The sequence below is a fragment of the Colwellia sp. MB3u-55 genome, from assembly GCF_014076785.1.
GTDB lineage: Bacteria > Pseudomonadota > Gammaproteobacteria > Enterobacterales > Alteromonadaceae > Colwellia_A.
This window is the reverse complement of the sequence record NZ_JACGUS010000068.1, coordinates 38,986-64,283: the sequence shown is the minus strand read 5'-3', so window position 1 is coordinate 64,283 and position 25,298 is coordinate 38,986. Positions and strand designations below refer to the sequence as shown.

The following is a 25,298-nucleotide window of genomic DNA, read 5'->3' as shown; positions in this document are numbered from 1 at the left end:
TAATACACAAACGAAACATCTTAGAACAAATTTAAATCACCTCCTCAATCGCTGTTTCTTTAAACAACAAATTAACAAGACACTCATCCTAAATTGAACAAGTTTTACCTTTGTACTAAGCTAGAGTAACCAAGCTATTTTATCTTAGGTGAGTTATGGCCACGCCAAGGAAACAACAAATCAGTTTAGTAGACACGCCTTATTACCATTGTGTGGCGCGTTGTGTTCGACGCGCTTTCTTATGTGGTGAAGATACCTTTTCAGGTCAAAGTTTTGAGCACCGGCGAGGTTGGGTGGAAGACAAACTGCATTTTCTAACGCAAGTTTTTGCGATTGAGGTTTGTGCCTATGCGGTGATGAGTAATCACTATCATGTGGTGTTATTTATTGATGAAGAAAAAGCGAAGCAGTGGACAATGACTGACGTACTTGTGCGCTGGCACCGCATACACAAAGGTACGTTACTGACCAAACAATATTGCAACGGTGAGCTCTTAGCTCAACCCTTACTTGATGAGGTTAATGCAACCGCTGAGGTCTATCGAAAACGCCTGATGAAAATCAGTTGGTTTATGGGGTATATCAATGAAAGTATTGCAAGAGCGGCTAACCAAGAAGATAACTGCACCGGTAGATTTTGGGAAGGACGCTTTAAATCCCAAGCGTTATTGGATGAAGCTGCTCTAGCGTCTTGTATGGCCTATGTTGATTTAAACCCTATTCGAGCTAATATAGCAAAGACACCAGAGAGCTCAGCCCACACCAGCATAAAACGTCGTTGTAAAGAGGCAAAAAAGGGCCAACAGCCCAATACCTTGCTTCCCTTTATTGGTAACCCTAGAAAAAACATGCCCAAGGGGCTACCTTTTGAACTCGCCGACTATCTTCAATTAATTGCGTTAACTGGCCGCTGTATTAGCGGGGATAAACGGGGTTTCATCGAACAAAAACAACCGGAGATACTGAAGCGATTAAATATTTCAGCGGACAACTGGTTAATCATCACTACCGAATTTAGAACACAATTTCATGGTGCTATCGGCCACGAAGATGTGCTGAGTGATTACTGCGAGCATCAGCAATTAAAGCGACGACATAATTTAAGCCATTGCAATAAACTCTTTGCTTGAAGACATTGAAAGAGGTGTGAATTATTAATCCATGACTTTGGGTGAATAACCTTGCCAAAAAATTGTTATTTTGGGAGAAAATTGACTACATCTTTCTTTAACACACGAATATATTGTCAAAATATTTCTTATAGGTGAGAACTCCATAAATGTTGGAGTTTATTTGTCATCTATTTAGCTTTTTATCATGAGTGTCTTATTAATTCATTTCAGTGGACAACTGGTTAATCATCACCACCGAATTTAAAACACAATTTCATGGTGCTATCGGCCACGAAAATGTGCTGAGTGATTACTGCGAGCATCAGCAATTTAAACGACGACATAATTTAAGCCATTGCAGTAAACTCTTTGCTTGAAAACATTAAAACAGGTGTGAATTATGAAACCATGACGTTGGGGAAATAACCTTGCCAAAAAATGTTATTTAGGGAGAAAATTGACTACATCTTTCTTTAACACACAAATATATTGTCAAAATATCTCTTATAGGTGAGGATTCCATAAATATTGGAGTATGTTTAGCTTTTTACCACGAGTGTCATATTAATTCTTTCTTTAATTCTTCTGATGATTATTAGCTCACGGCTAGATTTAACCTCTTCTTTACAATGAAATAAAAGTTATTTTATTAGTTCTGAATAAATTAAAAAACAAAGAATATACGGTTGAATATGGTGTTGAAATTGATGATGATGTCTGGAGAGAAATTAATACTACAGATTTTAGTGTAATGGTTGAAAACACTGAGCGTTCGAGAAAATATGCTTGAGGTAATTAAAAACCTTACTGGTCCTATTGTATAATAGAATAGCTTTGTCGATAGTATGGCAAAGCGCCACTCTTTTAAGATAAAAACACTTTGGAGAATTTTATTATAGAGCATCTTAACTGCACTAAAAAAATTGCTGAACTTCCTCAGAAAGAGTTGCATCAAGCGCAGCTTACTGAGGCAGCTATTGCAATTAGTATTAATGGCATTAGCCAAGCGGTAATGATGGCATCTCCTGAGCATTTGAAAGACTTTGCACTTGGTTTTAGTCTAAGTGAAGGCTTAATTCATTCGGTTAACGAAGTTTTAGATATCATTGTTCATTCACATGTCTCTGGATGGCAAGTTGATATTATGGTTTTAGCACGAGTTCAACATCGATTAAAGCAACGACGTAGAACGATGGCTGGGCCAAGTGGCTGTGGGCTTTGTGGCCTTGACTCTATTGAAGCTGCTATGTCATTACATCAGCCTCATCAAAATGAGGTAAAATCGTTTCAATTACCCTCTGAGAAAATTATTATTCAAGCAAGAGATGCCTTACCTAGTATTTTAAAAAAATCGGGGAGTGTCCGAGGAAATCATTGCGCTGCATTTTTTGATTTATCTGCTAAAATGATCGCCTTTCGAGAAGATGTGGGTCGCCATTCAGCGTTAGATAAATTGCTGGGTTGTTTGTCGCATAAAAAACTACTGACTCATGATGGTTTTGCTTTAATAACAAGCCGCTGCAGTCATGATTTAATTGCCAAGGCAGCTCGCTTATATCTAACAACGTTAGTCACGCTAGCACAGCCGACTGACTTAGCTGTTAATTCAGCTCGCAAATCACAAATAGCCTTATTTTGCTTCCAACATGGGCAACTAAAACGTTACGCCTAATAAAGGATTTATATGTCTAAATCATCAAAAAACAATCCTGCCTATTATTCACCTGCTGGTGGTTGGGGAGCACTAAGAAGCTCAGCTAAACACTTAATTCAAAGTGAAAATGCCGCGAAAAGCGTTAAAGCATTACTCAGAGCAAATCAGCCAGGTGGTTTTGATTGTCCTGGTTGTGCATGGGGTGATTCTACCACTGCCGGGAAAGTAGACTTCTGTGAAAATGGCGTTAAAGCCATTGCATGGGAAGCCACCAGTAAACGTGTTGATAGCAATTTTTTCAAACAGTATTCAATAACAGAATTACAACAATGGGATGATCATTCACTAGAGAAAAGTGGCCGTTTAACCCAACCAATGTATTACGATGGAATAAGTGATCACTACCAGCCAATTGATTGGCAAGAAGCTTTTAAAGTAATTGGCACTAGCCTACAGCAACTTTCCTCCCCCAATGAAGCATTATTGTATACCTCTGGTCGAGCGAGTAATGAAGTGGCCTACTTATATCAGTTATTTGGTCGAGTATTAGGCACAAATAACTTTCCTGACTGCTCTAATATGTGTCATGAAGCCTCTGGCATAGGCATGACAAATAGTCTAGGTACAGGTAAAGGTACGGTGACTATGGACGATTTCTCTAAAGCTGACGCCATTTTTGTCTTCGGCCAAAACCCAGGCACTAATCATCCTCGTATGTTGGGAACCTTGCGTGAAGCAAGTAAACGCGGAGCTAAAATTGTCTCCGTTAACAATTTAAAAGAACGTGGATTACAAAAGTTTTCAGACCCACAAAGCCCAAAAGAAATGATCTTCTTAACAGGGACTACCATCAGTCAATATTATTTCACCCCTCGCTTAGGCGGAGACATGGCGTTATTACGTGGCGTCGCTAAATGTTTATTTGAAAGATTTGAGCATAATAAATCAGTACTCGATATCGACTTTATCAATAAACATTGCCATGGTTTTGAAGCATATCAACAAAGTGTTGCGGCAAGCGAATGGGACAAAATTCTTGATCAATGTAGTTTAATTCGAGAAAACATTGAACAGATAGCAACAATCTATGCCAGTAGTAATAAGGTTATTTTCACTTGGGCGATGGGGATTACCCAACACCGCCACTCTGTCGCTACAGTACGAGAGTTAGTGAACGTACTAATGCTCAGGGGTAATATTGGCAAAGCAGGGGCTGGCGCATGTCCGGTACGCGGTCATTCAAATGTGCAAGGTAATCGTACTATGGGGATCAATGAAAATCCGTCAATGGACTTTCTTGATGCACTAGAGAATCGTTACTCTTTTAATGTTCCTCGTGATAATGGCTTTAATACTGTTGAGTCTATTCATGCCATGCTTGAGGGTAAGGCTAAGGTATTTATTGCCTTAGGCGGTAATTTTTCAGCGGCAACACCCGATACCACGCGTACTCACAAGGCCTTAAAAAAGTGTGACTTAACCGTACAAATCAGTACTAAATTAAATCGAAGCCATGTGATAACAGGTAAACGTGCGCTAATTCTCCCGTGCTTGGGCCGTACAGAAATAGATCGTCAATCTAGCGGTGAACAATGTATTACGGTAGAAGACTCAATGAGTATGGTACACAGTTCAACGGGTCAAAATGAACCAGCAGCTAACACTCTACGTTCAGAAACAGCTATTGTTGCTGCAATAGCCTTGGCATCAGTAGGCGATAAAATAGTCGACTGGAATACGCTGGCCGGTAATTACGGGTTAATTCGTAAAGAAATAAGTGCTGTTATACCCGGTTTTGATGACTATAACTCCCGAATAAAAGCAGGTAGAGGTTTCCACTTAGAAAATTCAGCAGCACAACGCCATTGGCGTACTCCAATAAAAAAAGCCATTTTTAGTGATGCTAGATTACCAGACCAATTAGTACATGAGCGTGCACAGTTAATGACTAAAAAGCCGGTACTAACGCTGCAAACACTGCGTTCACACGATCAATACAACACCACTATTTATGGAATGGATGATCGTTACCGTGGTGTATATGGCGAACGTAATATCATCTTTATGAGTGCAAAAGATATAGATAAACAGGCATTAAAAAATGGAGATCATGTCAAAATAACAACCGTATCAAATGATGGCATAGAACGTTCGCTCTCTAATTTTAAAATTGTTGAATACCTTATCCCCTCAGGCTGTGTGGCTGCCTATTATCCAGAAACAAATCCCTTAGTGCCGTTAGAAAGTATCGCTGACGAATGCGGTACCCCAACATATAAATCGATACCAATATCTATTGAAAAAATGAATAACCATCAATAGGTCTTAGCTAGATATATCGGTTACCTATCAATAACGAAAAAATATGCTTCTTGATTAATAACCGATAGAGTTAAATTTATATAGCTGAATTAAAACTACGAGGCGCGACTGGTGTGACCTAATAACAAACCTTTAAGTGATGTACTTTACTTCGTACATCACTCAATGACATGCTAGGGTAATATCTAATGTTAAGCGAATAGACTGATTATTAAATTTATATCTATATTGCTAAACAACTTTACCTATTTAGATACCCTAAGACTTATAGAGTATCGGTCGGTGACATCAGTGGGTTATCTTATGTTTGTCCAGTAGCTTCTTTAATTATTTTTCTGTAAGCTTCATATTTTCTGCAGACACATAAAAACTTTATGTAGGCAGCTGTGTGTATAAAAATTTAAAACATCATTTAATGACAATAAAAAAACAATAACAAACAACAGTAGATTGATTAAAGGCCAGTAAATACGGATGACTAAACAATATTCTCCAGTAAAGAACGATTCCAGCAACCAAGCTACGATTCTTTGGCACGATTATGAAACCACATTGATTTAAAAGGACAATTTAAATATATATTAAAAAGGGTACACATAGGGGTACAAAAGCAGTTTATTTATAATAATATAATTTAAAAGTTATTTTTTATTAATCCAATTCATAATATTTATGAAGATATTAATAAAGGATGAGGGATTTAAATTGATAGGATTATGCCTAATACAACTTTAAAAATGACAGTGTTATTAAGTACGAATACTGTTAGATAGAATATAAAAACGTAACGTATTTTTTATACCCACCTAACCATATTATTAAAATTCAGACTAACAATCGCAGAGGTATTCTTAAGCAACTTGCTCTTCTTTTTGAGCTGCTTCAATAGCAAGAGATTCCCTGTATTCTGTGGCATCAGCTTTCATTGTCCAATGAACTTCAGTAACCCCCTGCTGTTCTACCATTTGCTTGATTTCGGCTAGTGATGTTCTGAAAAACTCTTTTCTAGGATTAACTTTATTCACTGATTCTCGATTAAAACGTCTATGTAATTCTTTTTCCAGAGATGGTGCATCTTCGCTATACAACATAGCATGAACATCAAATGAAAATGGTACTGAAGCATCACCAAGCTCTTTCACTCTATCTAATGGCTCTAATCGTCTTGTCATACCAATTTTAAACACATCCTCACCAAAGCTACCAATATTACTAATAACATAAACGTGGCCACGTCTGGTTTGTTGAGCCATTGACATTGCTCTCTGGCCTCGTTCTTCGGCTTCTTCTAACTTACCTTCTAAATCAGCTAATTGTGCTTCAAATTCTTTACGCTGTTCTGCATTGGCATTAGCTAACTCAGCTCTAGCTTTTTCTAAAGCTTTCTGAATTAATCGCTCTTCTTTCTCAGCCTCTTTAATTGCTTTTTCCATTTCTTTTCTAGCTTTTTCTTCTTCGCGAATCTGCTGTTTAATTTCACGTTGCTCTGCCAATTCAATTTGGCGTAACTCATGTGTCGAAACTGCCCATTTTAACTCGTCTTGGCGAGCATCTAAAAATGTTTGATTAATTCTCGCACTTCTAAAAGGTGCTCCGTTGTGATTAACCAATGCGAAAGCATCAATAATCTCTTGTTTAATTTTTCCAAAGTTATCATGTTTAACTTTTGCTAATGCCGAGTCTACTTTTCCATTAAATGCATCTACAGCAAAGTGAATTGCGTAAGTCTTCCTATGAGCTTCAACATAATCACAATCACCAGCATGACCTTGCTTAACCATATCCTTCACCCGCTTACGGGCTTGCTTTAATTGTTCACCTGCATCTTTAAAGCTGAACTCTTCCGCTAAATCATCTAATACAGAGTGATTTGGGATGATGTAATCATCTTTATATCCTTCAATAGTATTTCTCATCGCTCTAATTGCAGTCTCATATGAGTCTGCCTTTAGCTTCGCATCATATGCATCGCCAGCAATTTCTTGTGCCTGAACTTTAGCTAACTCAACAATTCGATTTGCTTCTTCATAAGCTTCGTTAGTTAGAACTACTACTTTTTCCTTCGTATCCTTTAATTTTTGATTCGCAATAGCATTTAATTCTTTAGATTCTGCTTTAATGTTAACTACTTCTAGTTCGGCATCAGTTACCAGTGCTTCTGCTTTCGAATGACTTGTAATTGAAAGGTCTTTCGCTTTAGCCTCTGCTTTAGCGAGAATAATTTCTGATTGCGAGATATTAGATGCGGAAGCTTCTTCTGCTTCACCAAGTAGCTGTTGAGTATGTAATTCTATATCAATGATTGAACTATATTTTTCAGTTAATTCTTCCACTTGATTCTGAGCAACACTTAGCCTTTCTTTAGTTATTTCAAATTCAGCTTCGATTTTTTTACGCTTTCGTTTTGATAACCATGCAAATAAAAGAGGAGTAATAAATATTATAAGAGTAATTATTAAAGTTGTTGTATTCCCTGCACCATATTGTTCCATCAAAATATCCTTATTTTTTTAAATATATTATGTATCGTGTTTGATAAACATATTGTCTTAAAAGTGAACTAGAAAACAATATCCATTTAATTTCAGCTAATATATTAGGTACTAAAAAGACCCAATACCGATCCAAAACATTTTAATACCGCTATAAAAGCCTATACATTTTATGAAAATACATAATCAAACATAAGTGTTATTTTTATTATGCAAAAGAGGCTCATCATTAATCTCATACTTCTGTAAAAATACTTCTATTTCTTCAAAACATAAAAAATTAATATCCTTATTAAACTCCGATGAGTTTGTAAAGTTCATTGGTGCAATTCTAGAAAACAAAACACAAGGTTTTAATACGACTAATTCCTTAGAGTTAGTAAACTTTGAAACCCTATCAAGATCAGATCCAAGCTCACGCATTCTTAATATATGTTTATATAGTCTGTCATTCTTTCCTTTATGATTAATTACCCCTTTAAACTCACTAAGCTGTCGTGCTATTTCTCCCTGAGTTTTTGCAAACTCAAGATCTTTACATTCAATAACTAAAACTACATTAAGATTATCATTCCAAGCTAAAACATCAATGTCACCTAGGTCGATCAACTTCTTATTTAATATTTCAGTTATTTTAATTTCTTCTCTTACATTCCAACCAAGAGAATTTAATTTTTTTGCTACTTTAGTGTTGAAAGCCAACCCTGCTTTTGATCTAGCCTTACCAATCCACTTACGCATTTCTTTTGATGTAAAATGATCTTCATCCAAATGAGCTTGATAGGTACTTTTCAATAGATGAAAAAAACCTCTCCTTATATGCTCAGGGGAAATAAATAAGTCTTTTTGCTCATTTATTTCTACAATAGGCTTGAATGCATTAGAAAATCGTCTTCTAAACTTCCAAGGTTGCCAATCAGTTTTTTTGAACGGCTTTGGAATATCAGTCCAGTTTTTTCTAGGATAAATAGTCAAAACAGATAAGACTTTAATATATGCTTCCAATTCGCTTGTAGGGAAAGCTTTAGTTAAAGTGGAATAAGACACTTCAAAAACAAGTTTATTTAACTTAAGCCCATAATCTTCAATAAAATCAATAAACTTTCTAGCCTCATCAATATCAAATTGAAATTCATTAAACCATGCATCAAGAAATTCATCCTCAAAATGATCTTTGACACTAGCAATTGGTTTATTCTCGTCAAAATGAGTTATATAGCTTTCAACTGAGTGTTGAAAGTCACTCTGCTGATTTGAACTGTGGTATCGCGAGACAATGGTATCGTAAAAATTATGATCATATAAAATATCTCCAAAAGTTGAGATTACCAATCTTGGTTCAATCACATCACAATTTATAGCTTCAGAAACACCACCTAGAACATGCATTGTCATCGTTAAACATAAAAGTTCCTGAATATCTAAAATACCAGCTTTTTTTCCTCCATCTAAAGCAGCTTCGCAAACAGCCATTTCTATTAACAATCTTGAGCCTAATGATGAACCATTAAATTGACTTATTTTTTCTGAGGCAACCCTAGAAAGATCTTCTTTATTTACATGTAAGGATAAATTAGCTTTATAGGTTCTATGCCATCTATTTTTCTGATGCTCACTTAATTCTAAATTATTTAATAGCTTTCTAATCAACGATTTTCTATCAAGATTTTTCAATCTACTTTTGATTTTTTCCCAAGTAGAACCAACAATTTCACTAAGATACTTTTTACAGGACTCTTTTCCTTTAATAAGGTTATTTTCATTTGGTTTGTTATCCTTCCAGCCCATACCTAACTTTATATTTTTATCATCCGTGCCCTCAACAACTATAGGTTCTTTCCTATCAATTTGAATGTCTAAATGTTCACGATACCCATTTGCTTGAAAAGAATGGGTATGTCTTGCAAAATCATCTAAGAAAATATCATTTATTATATTTTCATTCGCTTTTATGTGTTTTAAAAAAGAAAATATTATTGCTTTTTCTGCTGTATTTATCGGTAGATTAAGACCATTAATCAGATCTTCATTAAAGTAGGAAGTTAGGACATTATCTTTAAAGAGTGATGATTCCGATTGGACAACTTTTTCAATATTTATATCTTTCTTTAATCGAATATTATTAGGAAATGAAAAATTAATTTTCCAAATTTTAATCTCTGAAATAGATATTTTTTCAGCATTCAAAGCTTTTACTAATTGAGGAACCCAACTTACTGTCGCCTCAAAAATTTGAAACTGTAGAGAAAATTCTACACCTTCAACAATTTCCATCTCAATCCATAACGATATACCGTCTTTTTGATATAAAACTTGAAGTGTATTTCGATCAACTACTATTGGACAATATAAATCATACCTATCGTTTTCAATGAAAATACTATCTACAAACCCCCTTCTAACCTTTATGAACCCATGCTCTTTATGAAATGCATTTTTAATATCGCAATCATTTAAAACTTGTTCTCTAAGGCCAACTTGACTGTTTGTAGGGATGGCAATAAATATGGATTCTGGTGATTGACCAGCTTCTTGAAATTGTTCATGAGGAATAAGGTTATAATTCTGCTCTTTTGAATAAGCATAAAGATTTAAAAAACCATTAAAGTTAAAAAGTTTAGCTCCCATTTTCTTAATCTTGTATTCAGACTCTAAAATTCTCCAAATTTTATGTGGAGAGCAGTCTTTATCATGGCTTAAAACATCCAGATCATCTGGTGGTATCATTTGAGAAATCCAAGACTCATCATTTTTAAAGTCAGATTTTATCATTACTCCTCTACCGAATGAGCAAGGAACAACTATCGAGCAGCCTTTCGCTTTTTTATCTTTTTGAATTATCACACTTTTTGTTTGATTAATTCTATTATCAATATAGTCATATAGTTGTTCATCATCAGAAGTAAAACCACTAAACCAATCTTCATCAAAGCTATCTAATTTATCCATTAGAAAAACAAAATGAAAATAATACCCTTCATCAAAATTTAAAAGAACTTCACTAGATGACCAGCCTTTAACGTTAGGGACTTCGCGATATCTGATGGGGGCGTGATCATACTTCCCTAGTAATCTTGTTTCAAACTGCTTCTTTTCAAGCTCAACAGCCAAAGAATCAATAAATTGGCTGAAAACATTATTGTCCTTACAAAATACATAGATCAACCTTCTTATTGATGTTGTTATTGCGGAAGGGAGAATAAGATAAACTTGATTCTTGAAATTAATAAATGGCTTTTCTTCAAGGCCTGTATTTCCAAAGTCTTGCTTGTATAATTCAGTCCATTCATTTGGCTGTAAAGTTGGTAGTAAATCCTTATTTTCAATTTTTACCAATGCTGACAAAATTAAATTTGTAATATTTGAAGTGTCGCTTTTTTTAAGAGTATCTAACGGTGTGTCGCCACCAACCTTATTCAATGGCACTCTATTACGTTTTAGAATATTATCACTGGCTTTCAATATTTGACTGATGGTTTCATATAAAGTTAAAAACGCATCAACTTTTGGCATATTATCTAGTACATTTAAAAATAGCTGTGTTTGATATATTCCTCCTTCCCAAAGCCCTAATGGTACTTGATATGGTTTATCGTTTAGCCATAAATTTGAAGTAAATACGTTCTCCGCAGGATCTTCCATTGAAGCTATACCCTGCTCCTCCATAAGTAAGAACAGTTTATTTATAAACTTAGGATCTGGTCTAAGCTTTCCTTTGCAATAAGATAAACAATAATGAACCGCTTTTTCTAATCGGCATAAATTTGATTGGTATGCTGGTTTCAAGGATAATGCGGAAAATACAGCGGCAGCTTCAACTGCTGAGTATCTCTTTAAATATTTTCTTATTACTTCATCTGTATTCATTTTAAAATATCCATTTGTTTTTAAAATAACATTCTGTATTTGTAGTTATGTCATAACTTAAACAAGCTCTTCAGCATCTTATTTATTCAAAGACTCGACTTCGACTAACTTATCCATGGTTCTTCCTCTCAACGATGTATATTTTTTCTTATTAGTTAAATAAAGTTGGTTATTTTACTTAATTAGAAACTCACAAAATTTCACATAACGTTTAAAAAGTTGAATGCACATTTCTTTGTCGTTTAAAACAGAATAAGTTTCTATTAAGTTATAAAATCCACCATGGCCTGTTTCGGTAGCCAAATATTCAAATATCTCGTTCTTACTTTCAATATTTGATATCGCAACTGACAGCCCCATATGGAAATACTTTGAATTATTACTATACCAATTGGTATGCGGATAACTATTATCTTTAAGTAGTTTAGTGAATAGACCTATATCACCAAATATTGTTAAAGTTTTTTCTATGAGAAGAGTCCAAGATTCGAGCTTGGTTAAAGTGACTTTAGATTCATAATTATTTAAATTATTAAATAATTCTTCTAATCCATTCTTTTCTTTTATAGATTCTAACTTTGTAATAAATGCTCTTTCATTATCGTTAACTTCTGGAGCAGGATCTACATTTAATTCTAAATCAAACGGAAATGAATACTTGCTACAAAGTTTCTGAAATATTAATTTAATTTGATAGTCGTATTTATCCTGTAAAAAGCTTTTTACTTTTTGATCTTTAACTAACTCAATAATACCGCAAGCATTTTGAAATGACTCTCTGTTTTCTTCAGGTGTGTATAAGCAACTATCAGCTATCTCAACGTACATACCAAACTTTTGCTCATAATAAGGGGTATGAACATTTCCTTCATAGGTATATTCTTTATATAGTTCGGAGATATCGTTATGAATTTCCTCTAGTGGATATCCACTTTTTATTTTACCTAATATAACTGTCTCTAGAGCTGAATTTGATGCATTTCTACGTCCTACATTTTCAATTAAGCTATTTTTAAAGTTTTCTGCTAATTCAATATCAAATTTAGCTATACACTCTATTAAATTGTATGGTCCATGCCATGTGCCTTTACCATCAGTTATAGCTGTCACACGTAATGTCATATCAAAAACCTTTTGAGAGTATTGGTTCAAAACGTCTTTGTTCGCGTAATTATTTATCCATAGTATTTCAAGTGCCTCAACTAATAAGACACTTATAATCGTATCTTTCCTCCAGCCATGCCTAAGTATTCCCTCATCGATACCTTTTTGAAAATATAATTTAGCTTTATATTTATTTATGTGAACATAAAACTTACTTAAACTAAAACACCTATCTACGTAACTTTGATAATCATCATCCCACTCTTTCAATTCATTCTCAAAATCACGAATATCGTCTTCTTTTACTAAAAGATTGAATAAACTAGGATCAAGCGAGTTTAAATCAGAATAAAATTTAAACATTTTAAACGAATCGTCTTTCAGCTTTATTCTGTCTATCACTAGTTTCTTAGAATTAGTTTTATCTTTAGAGAAAGAAAACATAATTGCCCACAAAGAAGCCATATCCCAAGATAAATATTGATTTCTTTCTCTTCCTTCGTAATAAAAATCTACATATCGAATATATTGTTCACCTACCTTTTCTAATGATGTATTACCTTGTAGCAAATTTAAATAGCCATCAAAAACGGCAGAAAACACACCTAACTCGTTAAAGTATCTGAAACGATGCCCACTCTGGGCAATTAAATACTTCTCAAACGTTATTTCATTTAATGCATACGCTAACATTGCATATGCATAGTGTGAGTTAGAAAATCTTCTATCAACAGGCCTTTCATTTAAAAACTCTTTGAGCTTTAAATATGCAAATTCACGCTCTACTGCGGTAATTTCAATATCAAATATTTTTTTATAAAATAATATAAATAAATTATTTTTATCAATATCACTTGTAAAGTTTGTAACGATAGATTTAATTTTTTCTTGAATTGAATGTGTTTTAAATAAAATAGGTAAGTGTTCAAGTTTGATAAATACTGCTGCTACCTCGTACTTTTCGAAGTCACTAAAGTCATCAATTAAATCAAATAATTCACTCGTATTTCCTAATATACAAACATTGACAAAAGCTCTGAATAATCTTTGATTGTCAGTTTCTTTATATGAATAATTATTACCTTCTGAATCATCTTCATAATTTTTTCGGAGGATATTTAATACCGATGATATTTCATCTTCCTTAATGACTATTCTTATGAATATCCAATCTTCAATACAAGACCAGTATGGATCGTTCATATCCTGATCAAACTTCTCTATAAATTGAAATTTATTAAATTGCTCTTGCAGATTATTTAACTTAATTAAATTTGATAATGCTATCTCTTTTTTATCTGCCTTCCAAAACTCCACTGTAGATCTGATTAATTTAGGTATACCTTGTTCATAAATAGATCTAAGGTAGTCACTGCTTTGGAATGAACTAGGGTCCTTAGCCCATACTTCAAAATGATAGTCCACTTTAGGAATATTAATGGTTAATTTTTCTTCAACATGCAAAGCTTCATCTTCCATAATTTCATTATATATAGCTATATCTTGAGATAATAATGAAGGGATGAATTCATTAGAGTTCATATAATATGCTTCATCAACACCGAAACCTGAATGCTTTCCTAAATAAACATCAATTAAATTTAGCTCTACAAAGCCAACTAGGTTTAAAGATAATTTGTATTCTTTACGTAGATATTTCAAGAATATATTTTCAAAATACTCCCTATTAGATAATAAATTTAAGTCTCTAATAATTGACGGATCAACCTCAAATTCACGCTTTAAACGCTTCGTAAAAAAAAATTCCTGATATCTTCTATGTTTGAACATATAAGAATTAGAATGTGCTGTTGATGAAAAATCAAAAAACAAGTCTGATATGTAACTAATGATTAAGTTGACCGAGTTATAATCTAACCTTTGGTATTTTTCTAGAACAATTTTTTGTAAATCTTGTAAAGAAAACCTAAATTGAAATTTACCTTTACGTTTGTCTTGAAATTCAAATGAAATATCTTGAGCTATTTCTAATATATTAGTTTTTTTTGGTTCAAGTAAATTTAACCTTCCCAAATGATTTTGATGTATAGGGCTATCTAACAAGAAATCTATTTTCTGACTAAATAAATCTAGAACACCAGTACTACCATCTACACTTTCAATTATTTGCCATAAAATATCTGCCAACAAAACATCTTTAATTTCATCAATTAAGCTAATGTTTGACTTAGTTAGTAACTGAAGTTTTGATACCTTTTCCTTATCACCTTTACTTTGAAAAAACTTTAATATGTAATTTGAGTCTAAATCAGCAATTAAATATTCATCAACTTTATCAAAATAACTATTGAACTTTAATTTGTTAATGTTTCCCTTTCTACATGTAACAATTATTTCTTTTGTTGATTTTTTTCTACTTAAAGAAAACATGAAAGAAAGTATTTGATCAGAATTAATTTCATCAATTTCATCAAGACCATCAAATAGGTATGTATACTTTATTGGTTTACCATGAAGTTTATAATCTGACTTTCTATTTCGAATAATTGATTCTAGACCTTCAAAAACACAATCTCTTAAGTTAATTAATACAGGAATAGCTCCCTGAACATCTATAACTTGAAGCATATCTTTTTCATTAGTCTTATCTAAACCACCTAATTTAAGAAGTAACTTTTGTATAAAAATACTCTTTCCTGAACCAGGGTTTCCTACTATCAATCTAACGGGGTTACTTGTATTCAATAAAACTTTATCGAGGTCATTGAACATCCTCATTTTTTTGTCATAAAAAGGTAAACTTAAATATTGATCTGAATTCAAAAAGGTAATTTTTTCTGAGTCTAATGAGTTTTTCACAAACCCTAACTGATCACTAACTCCAAAGTATAAATGGGCTAAATCTAGATTTTCAGGCTTAGATAATTCAAAAGATAATGGTTTTTCGCATATAAATTGAATTTCGCACTTATACTTATTGGCTAAATCAATTAGTAATTTTTCAGGTTTAGTTTTATTCCTTCCACTTAGTGTTTTTTCTTTATTTGAATAAATATAGAGCTTATTCAGTGAATACGTTTTAAACACATTTTCAGGATAAATTAATTTAATATTTTTACTTGTTGTTATTGTGTTTTTATTTCCAAGAATTGAATGTGATATCTGAGACCAGTCAAACTTATTTTCAAAATACTTAACCTGAAAACCATGTTTCACTCCATTAATATCAAATGGTTCTGCTTCTATACCAGGCTGGTTTTTGTATGAGTCAATAGATGTGATTTTTAGTTTTCGACAGCATAGGTGCATGCAAAGATCTTCAAAAGAGTCTTGCTTACTTTCCCCTTTAATTCCGATGCTATTTAATTCTATTTTTATCATAAACAAGAAGCTCCATAATGAAATTATCCTTGAATAAAAGGATTCTCTTCCATAAATACATTAAAAAGGTGATGAGAGTAATGAAATATTAATTAATCCTATCAGTTATTAAAACTATATGAGATCAATAATATACATTTAATTTGCTAATGCTCTGTACACAGTACTTCTTGAGCATTTAAGGGATTTGGCTATCAAATTTTTATTCATTCCCTCATTAAATAGTTCATTAATTTTTTTGTGTAGTATTACGTCTTTGACTCTACCTAAATTTTTGCCAGCAGCTTTTGCGCGCGCGCGCCCTTCATTACAACGATCTAATATTCGTTTCCGTTCCATCTCGGCAAAAGCACTAATCGTTGTGTAAATTACACGTCCAACATCTGAGTTAATATCGATCTCACCTAGATCATGAAAAATGATGCCTACACCTTTAGCTTGAAGCTGATCGGCTATTTTTAATGCATCTACTGTATTTCTAGCTATCCGATCAACTTTAGTAACATGAACAACATCGCCCTCTCTTACATAATTGATCATTTCGTTTAATTGAATTCTGTTTGACGAAGACTTTCCACTCACCTTATCCATATAAATTTTTTCACAACCGATTTTATTTAAAAATTCAATTTGTGATTCTAATGATTGTTGATCACTAGATACTCTAACGTAGCCTATTTTTATCATCTGTGTTCCTTAAGTTATGTTTATTTCATTAATACATATATTTTTGATTTAACAAGACTAAAGAGACACATAATTACCTTCAGAAATAAGTGTCATTGATTAGAGGTTAATGGACACTTGGTAGTTATAAGTATAACTCCCCCCTTAATAAATAAAGACATTGAAGCAATTTACCTATATTATGCGTTCAGTTATTGGATAAATTTTCATTGCCTTAAAATTGATTGGCAAGGATGTAGAGATGTCTAGAATATTAAATAAAACGAAATATTACGACTCATACTTATCATATGAAGCTATATCAAAGCTTTCACCGATAGAACTAGTGCATTTCAATGATCTAATGCCTATTAGTGAAACGATTATTCAATATTTCAATGAGAACATTAGTAAATCAGAAGACGATGAATTACTTCTATTATCCCCTACTGACGATAACCTAAAAATAACACTTAATCTTCCAGTAGCATTTGGCTTACAACTGAGTAGGATTTCTGGTCGTAAAATCACAGCAAAATTAAAAACACTTTTAAATAAGAATCATTTATGCAAAAAATTAAATGCATTAAGAGATGTATATAAAGAAGTCTATTTCTTCGTAAGATCAAATTCTGAGTATGTTACAGATATTACTTTAAGTAAGTTCCAGATAAAAAATAAGTTATATGATAATGCAATTAAAAACAATGTATTACTCTCAAGTTCAGGTTCTCTATCGTCACTTAAAAACCATGTTCATTCAAAAAAAGCTCAACATTTAGAGTTTAAAAATACAATTAAAGAGCTTGAAATATTATCCAGAAAGACAGGAAAACATTGGTTATCAGCAACAATTACATGCCCTTCCATCTTCCATATCAATCCTATTAATAAAGCTAATTCGTGGGATAAAAAGTCTACGCCATTAGATGCAAACGACTTTCAAAATACAGTTTGGGAAAATACGTTGAGAAAGCTGTCTAAATTAAATATCGCTCCATATGGTTTTTGGGTTAAAGAAGCGAACAAAAGTGGAGCAATTCATAGGCATTTACTAATTTATGCATCAGAAGAAGAACTTGAAATAACTAATAAATGGTTAACTCATTATACGAAATCTGCTTTTAAAAAATTGAAAGCGAGTTTCAATAAAAACTCTATTAAGATAAAAAACAGCTCCAGTACCAACAGTACTGAATTATCAAAAGAAACTAATTATTTATTTAAAACTTTTAATTCGAAAAGCACGAAAATAACTTCTAAAGAAGCTGAAAAAATAGCAGCTCACGCTAATAAATATAACTACAGAAGGTTTGGTTTTATTGGCTTACAGAATAGCCTTGGCAATTGGCGATTATTAAAACAGTTTGTAAACTCAAAAGTTAATATTCGAACTCCAAAACATCTAAAAACGTTGCTCAATTTTGCCAGAAAAAATGAATTTCATAAATTTTTATCAACACCATTAAAAGATAATCTATCTAAAATCATTAATAAAAATAGTTATCAAAAAGATAAGGTCGTAGGCTTTAGTTTTGGAAGTAAAGAATTCATTTTCAAACAACGATATTCAGATTTATATGAGCAGCTAATAAATTATTTATCACTAAACTTATTTTGTATGATTAAAAATAAACCTATCTGCAATCGTTAACTTCGACTACCTAAGATACTGTTCATGCGTAATGACTTCAGCAGTAGCAACTGGCTTATGCTGCATACAAACATTTTTGATCATTGACGAGAGAGTGCGACAGCCCCCCACACATGAATTACGAACATAAAACGATAATTGAACAAATATACGAATAATCATTTATGGCTCTCAGAACTATATTTGGATGATTGGAAATGCTATGCATAGACCATTTGAACACAAGGCTCTTAACGGACATGAAGGTTGTAAGTAGTTTATGTTAACTTTATGCCAATAGTTATGTGCCTTGATGACTTTGCTTTATTATTTAATTAATATTTTTTGTTTAGACAGCTTGGTTTTTAAAATATCACAAATGGATTCAAAATCTTCATATCTTAATTGCGTATTATCAATATAAGCATGACCAACAGTGTCGTATTTGATTATCAAACTGATAACTGCATTATGACGGCCAGTACCATAATAAATATCAGTTATTTGATTATAATAAACTTCTATTATTTTTAAGGAATCACCTAGTTCAGGGAAAACAATAGATTTATCGTTAAGTATTATAAACCTATCAACACCTCGTAATTTGAAATAAGTTTTTAAATGATAATACGAAACCCATAAAATAATGACTAATATAGGGGAAACTAATAGGGACAGAAAGTAGGCCTTATCAAGATAAATAAAAGGTATTACGACTATGTAAAATAACCACATACTCACACCTATACAGAATAAGCTGCTAAAGGGACGACTTTGTTTATACTTAAATTTCATTGGTTCATGCAGATTTTATTTATTACTATTTTATAATTATTGTTTGAAAGAAACTACCACCTTTAATGACCTAAATTGTGGGGTGTATCCTGAAGCTATTCATTAGCTGCTCGAATTCAATTTGATATAGCTTTCGGTCACTCAAAGAACACTCGGATTGAATTATATAGTAGCTATCTTCAGTATAAATCATCGTAAAATGTAAGAAGCGACCTTCCTTCGATTTAATATCAGTAGCAGAAGCGATTAAATTCACAGAAGCAATACCATTAATTTCTAGTTTTTTCTGGTCAATGATCCTAACCCCTTTCAAGTGGCCACTTTTAAAAAGCCTTTCTTTTGTAAATTTTGTGAAATCACTAATGTCATCAGTCGTAAAGTAACTTGCTGCGACAATAGAAGAAGGTGCCTCTTTATCAAGTGAAGGGAATACACCATTCAAAGTGAGTATTAGGTTATTTCCCATCTTATTTGCAATTTTCAGACTATTTGTTTCATTAACTCTAAAAGTTATACCTTCAAAGAAGTCTACAGTTGATTTTTTATTCCATCTTGCTGATAAAACTGATGCTTTTAGTTCACTCGCATAAACTTCATCTATTGCTTTTTGGTAAGAAGCCACAATTAAAATTGTTTTAGATTCGTCTCCTAAAATAACCATCCATTTTAAAAAATCAATTTCATATGCCCTTTGCTCTAAATGTAATAACTTTCCTTGGTTATCCCCTAACATAATATCTTCAGAGCTAATTAATTTAATTCCCTTTTTTGAAAACTCATCTTTTGTCATCCCGTCTAAAACTTCAGCAAGTGGAGCTTCTGGCATTTCAGTTACCATTAATGAAGTTCCATACTCCTCGTCTAAATAGCCAGGAAACTGAATCGCGGGTTGTAAAAAGGACGGAGCATCAATACTAATTGATGTTCCTTTTATGCGCTCTGCCGCACTAAGATGAAAGCTTGTAATAAGCAGTAGAATTACAGTTGTTAGATATTTAAGAAACATGTTTATTTTAAACCTTCCTTGAATTGATTTACTTCAATTGTTTTTTGATTTGTACTGATTTGATTCGAAATTTTACTTCCGCTTATCGCTCGTAATTAACCTTAATATTTTCAAAGGTTCGTCAACTAAGGCCAATCAGATACTGTCGCTAAGACCCTAAAAATTAGCTTTAAGAATCGCTTTTACGCGACATTACTATTGATAAACTTTAAAAATTTAATAGCAGGATAATCTAAAACAGTGTCGCCACTAGGTTTTACATGCTTTCTATATTTAGGGTATGCATGACGATAAAAGCAATCCCAATAGCTGTATACCCTTTGGTGTATGCGGTAATAATGTTCAGGATTTTCTTCAATAAAACTTTGTATATGTGACTTATCGATATTATCTTTTGCTTGGTAGATACTCTCAATAATTTCGATTACGTATTCACCCAATAATTGAACAATAAACGGAATAACAAATTTTTCATTAACGTTAAATACTTGCCTTATACAACGCTCACGTACATAACCATCATGATGCCTAGAAAAGAAACAAAACCCGATAGTTTGTTGAATGGGTGTTAATTCAATTAATTTCTTAAGCTGATGTTCATCGCAATATATTCGTTGTGGAATTACCAACTTTTCTTGGTCTATTTGCACTTCGAAGGGCATGTATGGTTCGTGTTTTGAACAGAAATCTAAAGCTCTAAATACTATGTTGATATCATCTTTCAGATAACTTGGAAAGCAATTTTCAATAACGTCAATGTTCATAGTACCTCCAAGATTCTACAGGCTTCATTAAGTGGGAAAGTTTAATTTGCTAACGGCTGCTGTTCTCTCTTAACTAATCTTAATTTTTTCAAGAGATTACGTCAACTAATGTGCCAAAATCGGACTAAATTTCATTTTAATCAATGTTAATTCTTAGAGCATCTATGTGCTCTACTAATTCTGGAGCACCTACTAAGGTATCACTCACTCTTATCGTTGTTCCATTATCAAAACGCAGTGCGTAGTAAGCATTTAATACACGGTGATTTACTTTGGTTAAGTTGCTCCATTTTTCTTTTTTGAGACCAGACCAAGGTGTATAGAACTCGATGTATTGGTCATTATACTTACCTTTGACCAAATACCCCTCTCCGAAAAGAGCAATAGCTCCTCCAACTAAGCAGACTTCTAATATGATTAGCCAAGCAACACTTTCTTCACCATCAAAGCCTCCTGTAAAATAACCATACAAAATGAGAAAAGCAAAGCCAGCAGTCAGAACTCCAAATAAAGCTAAGAGCTTTCTAGGCTTTAGTTTTCCAACTTCTACTTTCCCTTTAAAGATCGTTGGATAAAGCGAGATTAATATCACGACCAACATTATTATCCAATTTTCAATAGGCATGAACTCTAACAAACCTCCCTCCTTTTGATTTACTCATTTTGCCATTAACAGCCGTTCGACAACTAATTATTATTCACTTAAAGATCGTTTAAAGGATTGTTGTGTTGTTTGCAATCGAATAACAAACAACCACAATATTCGTTTATAATTTCCAATTTGCTATCTGGTTTTATTTTATCAAAACTAGACTTTAAGTTTCGCCTAATCAATATCTCTGTACGAAATTCTTCAATTCTTTCTAGCTTCTCAGAAGAAGAATAATCCTCCCAATCATCATGTTCAGATTCTAGCTCTACGATCCACTCTTCTCTTTCAGCAATTGATTCAGAAATTGTTTTATCAAATAGTGACTGGTGAGATCTAAACAGTGAATAAGCTAACTCAGGCCAATCAGCTAAGTCTATGCCATTAAGACCTAATTCAATTGTTAAGTTGCTTGCTTCTTCATATTGATTTAAAGCTACATAAATAGAGGCGATTTCATAATTACAAACAGGATCTATAAATTCGTTTTGTAGGTTGCCCTTAAGGGTCACTAGCAGTTCTTCTGTCTCCTCAATATTTTGAAGCGCAAGTGCCGTAACTGCTAAATTGTATAAAGATCTATTTTCAACATCTTGTAGAAGTGAGCCTTTCTTAAAATACTTATGGGCTTGTTCATAGTTACCAAGCTTAAAGTATGCGACACCTATATTATTGACGACATCTCTTGCTTCAGACTTATTTTCTGCGATCGATAGATAATAAAGTGCCTCATCAAACCTTTCTTCATCTAACAAAATATAACCAAGTAAGTTGTAAGGAAAGTATGAATTGGGTTTTAATGCAATACACTCTTCAATTATTGTTATGGCTTGGTCTGTGTTGCCATATTCGATATAAAGCAGCCAAGCTAAGTTATTAGTCGTTTTTACTGTTTTTTTAATTAAGTAAGCTTTCCTAAATAACTTTAGATCTTCGTCATTGGTAATCATATCAGGGGTTTGGTAATACCCCATAGCTACTTCATTGATAAGATCTAAATTTCGAGGGTCTTTTTCAAGCTGTTTAATTAATGCTTTTAGTTTTGATGACATAGTAAGTTTTTATTTATACTTTTTATGATTTTGTATGAGGTGACAGGCTTGTAATTTTTATTAATTAAAAATAAAAATTAACGTCCACTTGTCGCTCTACAGTGGCTGTGACCTATTAATAACATTGCGTAAAATGATTAGTGGACTCAAATGTGCCGATTGCAGTCAATCATCTTCTATTGTATTGGTATATGCTTTATTTTTATTGATTAGTGCAGTTAGCTTAAAGTAAGTTTCTAATACATTAGAACTAAGCTTTGGTAATTTAAAAGCATCTCCATTATTCATAATAACTAAAAGCATCAAGAATCGACTACCATCTTCTGAATCATCTTGAATTTTTACTTCTTGGATTTTGTCGTAAGGGTAATATTCTTTTTTGAAGAATGTAAATGATCTAGCCTTACTTTCATCAAAGGTGATTTTTATTATTGATCTTGTATAAACAAAAATGAAAACTAAAGTACAAAAAAATGGAGGTATTGCATACAGTACATTCATTTCTAAAACAAAAGTTTGGTAAAAAAGATAAGGCCACGCAATACTCCCACCTAACCAAAACAGATGAAAAGTTAATGGTGCATAAAGTGTGAATGGCTCTGTATGATTGAAGTTAGGCTCAATATTCTCAACCAATTTATCTCTTAAATCAGAAAAGTTACTTAACTGATAATGAATATCTATCAACTTTTCATTCTTGATATTTAACAACTGAATTTTTTGAAGGTATTGATATTCTCTGAATATTTTTATTTCAGACCATTTAATTAAGCCAATACCTTTACTTTGATAGCTACGCCAAATTCCAACACCATCAAGACTGATATCATACTTTTTAAATGATAAAATAGTTTTCAAAGAAAAATAAGTCAGAAGACCAAATGTTGAGGAAATTATTATTGTTGCAATAATTTGTACACTGTTCTTCTCAGAATCAGGAAACATAAGAATATAAACAGTAAGAATGAAAACAGCTAAAAAGAAAGCAAATGCTCCATAAGTTAAATACTTGAATTTTTTCTCAACATTATGAGTTTGCATATTCATGACAGTTCCGTTGTTGATAAACCAGAATCCTTAAATTGGTATGTTTTTAACTATAAGAAAAGGTAACTTTAATTGAACGTATTCTACTTCGCTCTGAGCGGTTATTGAGCTTTATTAAAAGCATGATATAACTCACCTAAAGTTAAATCATCATGCCACAGGCTCTCAAAGTCAATATCATGGTGCTTTTGTAAATCCTCAGCTAAAGTTTCAAATTCCATGTTATCCGCTTGCCATTTTTTGGGGTATAACTCCCGATAAATAGTCAGTAACTTATCACTTGGTTCAAACTTCAATTTATCTTTTTCATCGAAAGCAAAAGCATCAATAAAAAATATTAAAAATGTACGAATCTCATTTTTAGAATTTTTGGGGAATACGGCTTTCCAATTTTTACCCATACAATTACGTTGGCGGTATCTTTTAGGAAGGGTATCTTCCAGATAAATAGACCATACAAGGTAAGTTAAAACTAAAGCTACAATGATAAATTCTGTCATTAATTCCTTACCTCTTAATTACCTTTGACCGTCCGTTGCTCGCTATTAACTGACTTTAATGTTTTCAGTGTCTTACGTCAACTTTACGCTGTACGGGTTAGGTTAATGACACATAATAATACTCTCATGTCACCGTTCCCATTTATTAAATAGAAAATTAATTTAATACTATTGTTAATACCTCTCAAGTATTGATTCACAATTTTCCAAGACTGACAGCGTTTTTAGAATATAATTTTCAATAGTATTTTGGGAGTTAACAGAGATGTCCCCTTCAATTGTGACTTGAATAAACTCATCATCTTCAACAAAACGCACCACTACATTTTCAACTATTATTCGATGCACTTTATGTTCATCTTCTCTTTCAGGTAGGACTTCAAACTTTATTGGTGGGCGATATAGTTTTTCAAGTAAATCTAAATTTGGCTCCATTCCTAGTTCACAACCTAGCTCTTTATATTCTTTGTCATGATCGTTTTTCCAGTCATTACTTCTACTAAACTTTAATTGCCTGTATTCCCACAGATGGTTCCAACCGCAATCCTTACGCTTAATTTGAATACGCTTCCAGTTTCGATTAGTTAGCTTTTCCCAATTTAAATTGTTTAAGTTTAAACGCCAGTCCTCAATATTCTCTTTTATAAAAACCCTTTCACCGTCACAAGCAACTTCCCCACCAATAATGGTTATAAATGTTTTATCATCAGATAGCTCTGCACAATGCTCATGAATCCAACCAGGGCAAGTTCCAGATATATCAAGTTTCGTTATTTCATAAGTATTTATATTTAAAGAAAAAACCTGAGTATGTCCTATTCTCCTCAGTTCATGATACCCAAGGCTACCTATAATAATGATACTTCCATTAACTAATGTGGCGGTGTGAAAATCGGTAGGAGGAAATATTTCTCTAGGGTAGTTATATATGGATATATCTCCACTAGGATGCTTCACAATTATATCATTGTATATTTTGAAATCTGGATCATATGAGTCTTCATACTCGCCACCAATATATATAGTTCTACCATCTTCCAATAGCGTAGTAGTTTGTCCATTTCGTCCAAATGACCAAGTAGGATCATCTTCAGGATTGTTGCTATAACCAAATTCTTGATTAACTGTATACGCAGATAGTTTATTTTCAACTATCCATGGTAATAGTTCAGAATTTATTTTGGTTGGATTTTGTGTACCATATCGAGGTGTTCTCCACTCAAGGAATTGCTCCATTGGTGGTTTTGCTAATTTATTATTGTCCATAATTTTTGAGGTATTTAAACCTAAGTC

General features: G+C 32.8%; 16 protein-coding genes. 4 read left to right on the top strand and 12 right to left on the bottom strand.

What is annotated here, in order from left to right; all coding sequences use genetic code 11:
• The first annotated feature begins 155 nt into the window (after positions 1-155).
• From H4J66_RS02215 to H4J66_RS02205, 3 genes are all read left to right on the top strand, one after another.
• Entirely contained in the window at positions 156-1,130 is a 975-nt protein-coding gene (locus H4J66_RS02215) for a transposase (RefSeq protein ID WP_182170002.1), read from the top strand.
• Positions 1,131-1,992: 862 nt separating this feature from the next.
• Positions 1,993-2,784 (top strand): formate dehydrogenase accessory sulfurtransferase FdhD, encoded by a 792-nt coding sequence (gene fdhD / locus H4J66_RS02210; protein WP_182169999.1) that lies wholly within the window; start codon positions 1,993-1,995, stop codon positions 2,782-2,784.
• Between the two features lie 12 nt (positions 2,785-2,796).
• Positions 2,797-5,088: an FdhF/YdeP family oxidoreductase gene (locus H4J66_RS02205; RefSeq protein ID WP_182169995.1), complete on the top strand. Its 2,292-nt coding sequence runs from the start codon at positions 2,797-2,799 to the stop codon at positions 5,086-5,088.
• 851 nt (positions 5,089-5,939) lie between these two features.
• Here H4J66_RS02205 and H4J66_RS02200 read toward each other — a convergent pair.
• From H4J66_RS02200 to H4J66_RS02185, 4 genes are all read right to left on the bottom strand, one after another.
• Complete coding sequence (locus H4J66_RS02200) at positions 5,940-7,580, bottom strand: DUF4041 domain-containing protein (RefSeq protein ID WP_182169992.1); 1,641 nt, start codon at positions 7,578-7,580, stop codon at positions 5,940-5,942.
• Between the two features lie 186 nt (positions 7,581-7,766).
• On the bottom strand, positions 7,767-11,447 hold the full coding sequence (locus tag H4J66_RS02195) for a hypothetical protein (protein ID WP_182169989.1): 3,681 nt from the start codon (positions 11,445-11,447) through the stop codon (positions 7,767-7,769).
• 174 nt (positions 11,448-11,621) lie between these two features.
• Positions 11,622-15,893 carry an NACHT domain-containing NTPase gene (locus tag H4J66_RS02190; protein WP_182169986.1) on the bottom strand — a complete coding sequence of 1,424 codons (4,272 nt, stop codon included), beginning with the start codon at positions 15,891-15,893 and terminating at the stop codon, positions 11,622-11,624.
• A 138-nt stretch (positions 15,894-16,031) separates the two neighbouring features.
• Positions 16,032-16,580: a recombinase family protein gene (locus tag H4J66_RS02185; RefSeq protein WP_220463173.1), complete on the bottom strand. Its 549-nt coding sequence runs from the start codon at positions 16,578-16,580 to the stop codon at positions 16,032-16,034.
• A 241-nt stretch (positions 16,581-16,821) separates the two neighbouring features.
• On the opposite strand from H4J66_RS02185, the gene H4J66_RS02180 reads away from it, so the two are divergent.
• Positions 16,822-18,213 carry a replication endonuclease gene (locus H4J66_RS02180; protein ID WP_182169983.1) on the top strand — a complete coding sequence of 464 codons (1,392 nt, stop codon included), beginning with the start codon at positions 16,822-16,824 and terminating at the stop codon, positions 18,211-18,213.
• A 306-nt stretch (positions 18,214-18,519) separates the two neighbouring features.
• Here H4J66_RS02180 and H4J66_RS02175 read toward each other — a convergent pair whose 3' ends face one another.
• The 8 genes from H4J66_RS02175 to H4J66_RS02140 form a co-directional block, all read right to left on the bottom strand.
• A complete protein-coding gene (locus tag H4J66_RS02175) occupies positions 18,520-18,927 on the bottom strand; it encodes a hypothetical protein (RefSeq protein WP_182169980.1) in 408 nt (135 codons plus the stop codon).
• A gap of 130 nt (positions 18,928-19,057) precedes the next feature.
• Positions 19,058-19,993 (bottom strand): hypothetical protein, encoded by a 936-nt coding sequence (locus tag H4J66_RS02170; RefSeq protein ID WP_182169977.1) that lies wholly within the window; start codon positions 19,991-19,993, stop codon positions 19,058-19,060.
• A gap of 182 nt (positions 19,994-20,175) precedes the next feature.
• Positions 20,176-20,757, bottom strand: a complete 582-nt coding sequence (locus H4J66_RS02165) for a hypothetical protein (RefSeq protein WP_182169974.1) — start codon at positions 20,755-20,757, stop codon at positions 20,176-20,178.
• A gap of 136 nt (positions 20,758-20,893) precedes the next feature.
• Complete coding sequence (locus tag H4J66_RS02160) at positions 20,894-21,394, bottom strand: hypothetical protein (protein ID WP_182169971.1); 501 nt, start codon at positions 21,392-21,394, stop codon at positions 20,894-20,896.
• A gap of 65 nt (positions 21,395-21,459) precedes the next feature.
• On the bottom strand, positions 21,460-22,458 hold the full coding sequence (locus H4J66_RS02155; protein ID WP_182169969.1) for a tetratricopeptide repeat protein: 999 nt from the start codon (positions 22,456-22,458) through the stop codon (positions 21,460-21,462).
• Between the two features lie 165 nt (positions 22,459-22,623).
• Positions 22,624-23,505: a hypothetical protein gene (locus H4J66_RS02150; RefSeq protein WP_182169967.1), complete on the bottom strand. Its 882-nt coding sequence runs from the start codon at positions 23,503-23,505 to the stop codon at positions 22,624-22,626.
• A 101-nt stretch (positions 23,506-23,606) separates the two neighbouring features.
• Positions 23,607-24,005, bottom strand: coding sequence for a hypothetical protein (locus H4J66_RS02145; protein WP_182169965.1), 399 nt, complete (start codon positions 24,003-24,005; stop codon positions 23,607-23,609).
• A 174-nt stretch (positions 24,006-24,179) separates the two neighbouring features.
• The gene (locus H4J66_RS02140; protein ID WP_182169963.1) at positions 24,180-25,271 is read right to left on the bottom strand and encodes a hypothetical protein; all 1,092 of its coding nucleotides are present in this window, start codon (positions 25,269-25,271) and stop codon (positions 24,180-24,182) included.
• Positions 25,272-25,298 lie beyond the last annotated feature (27 nt).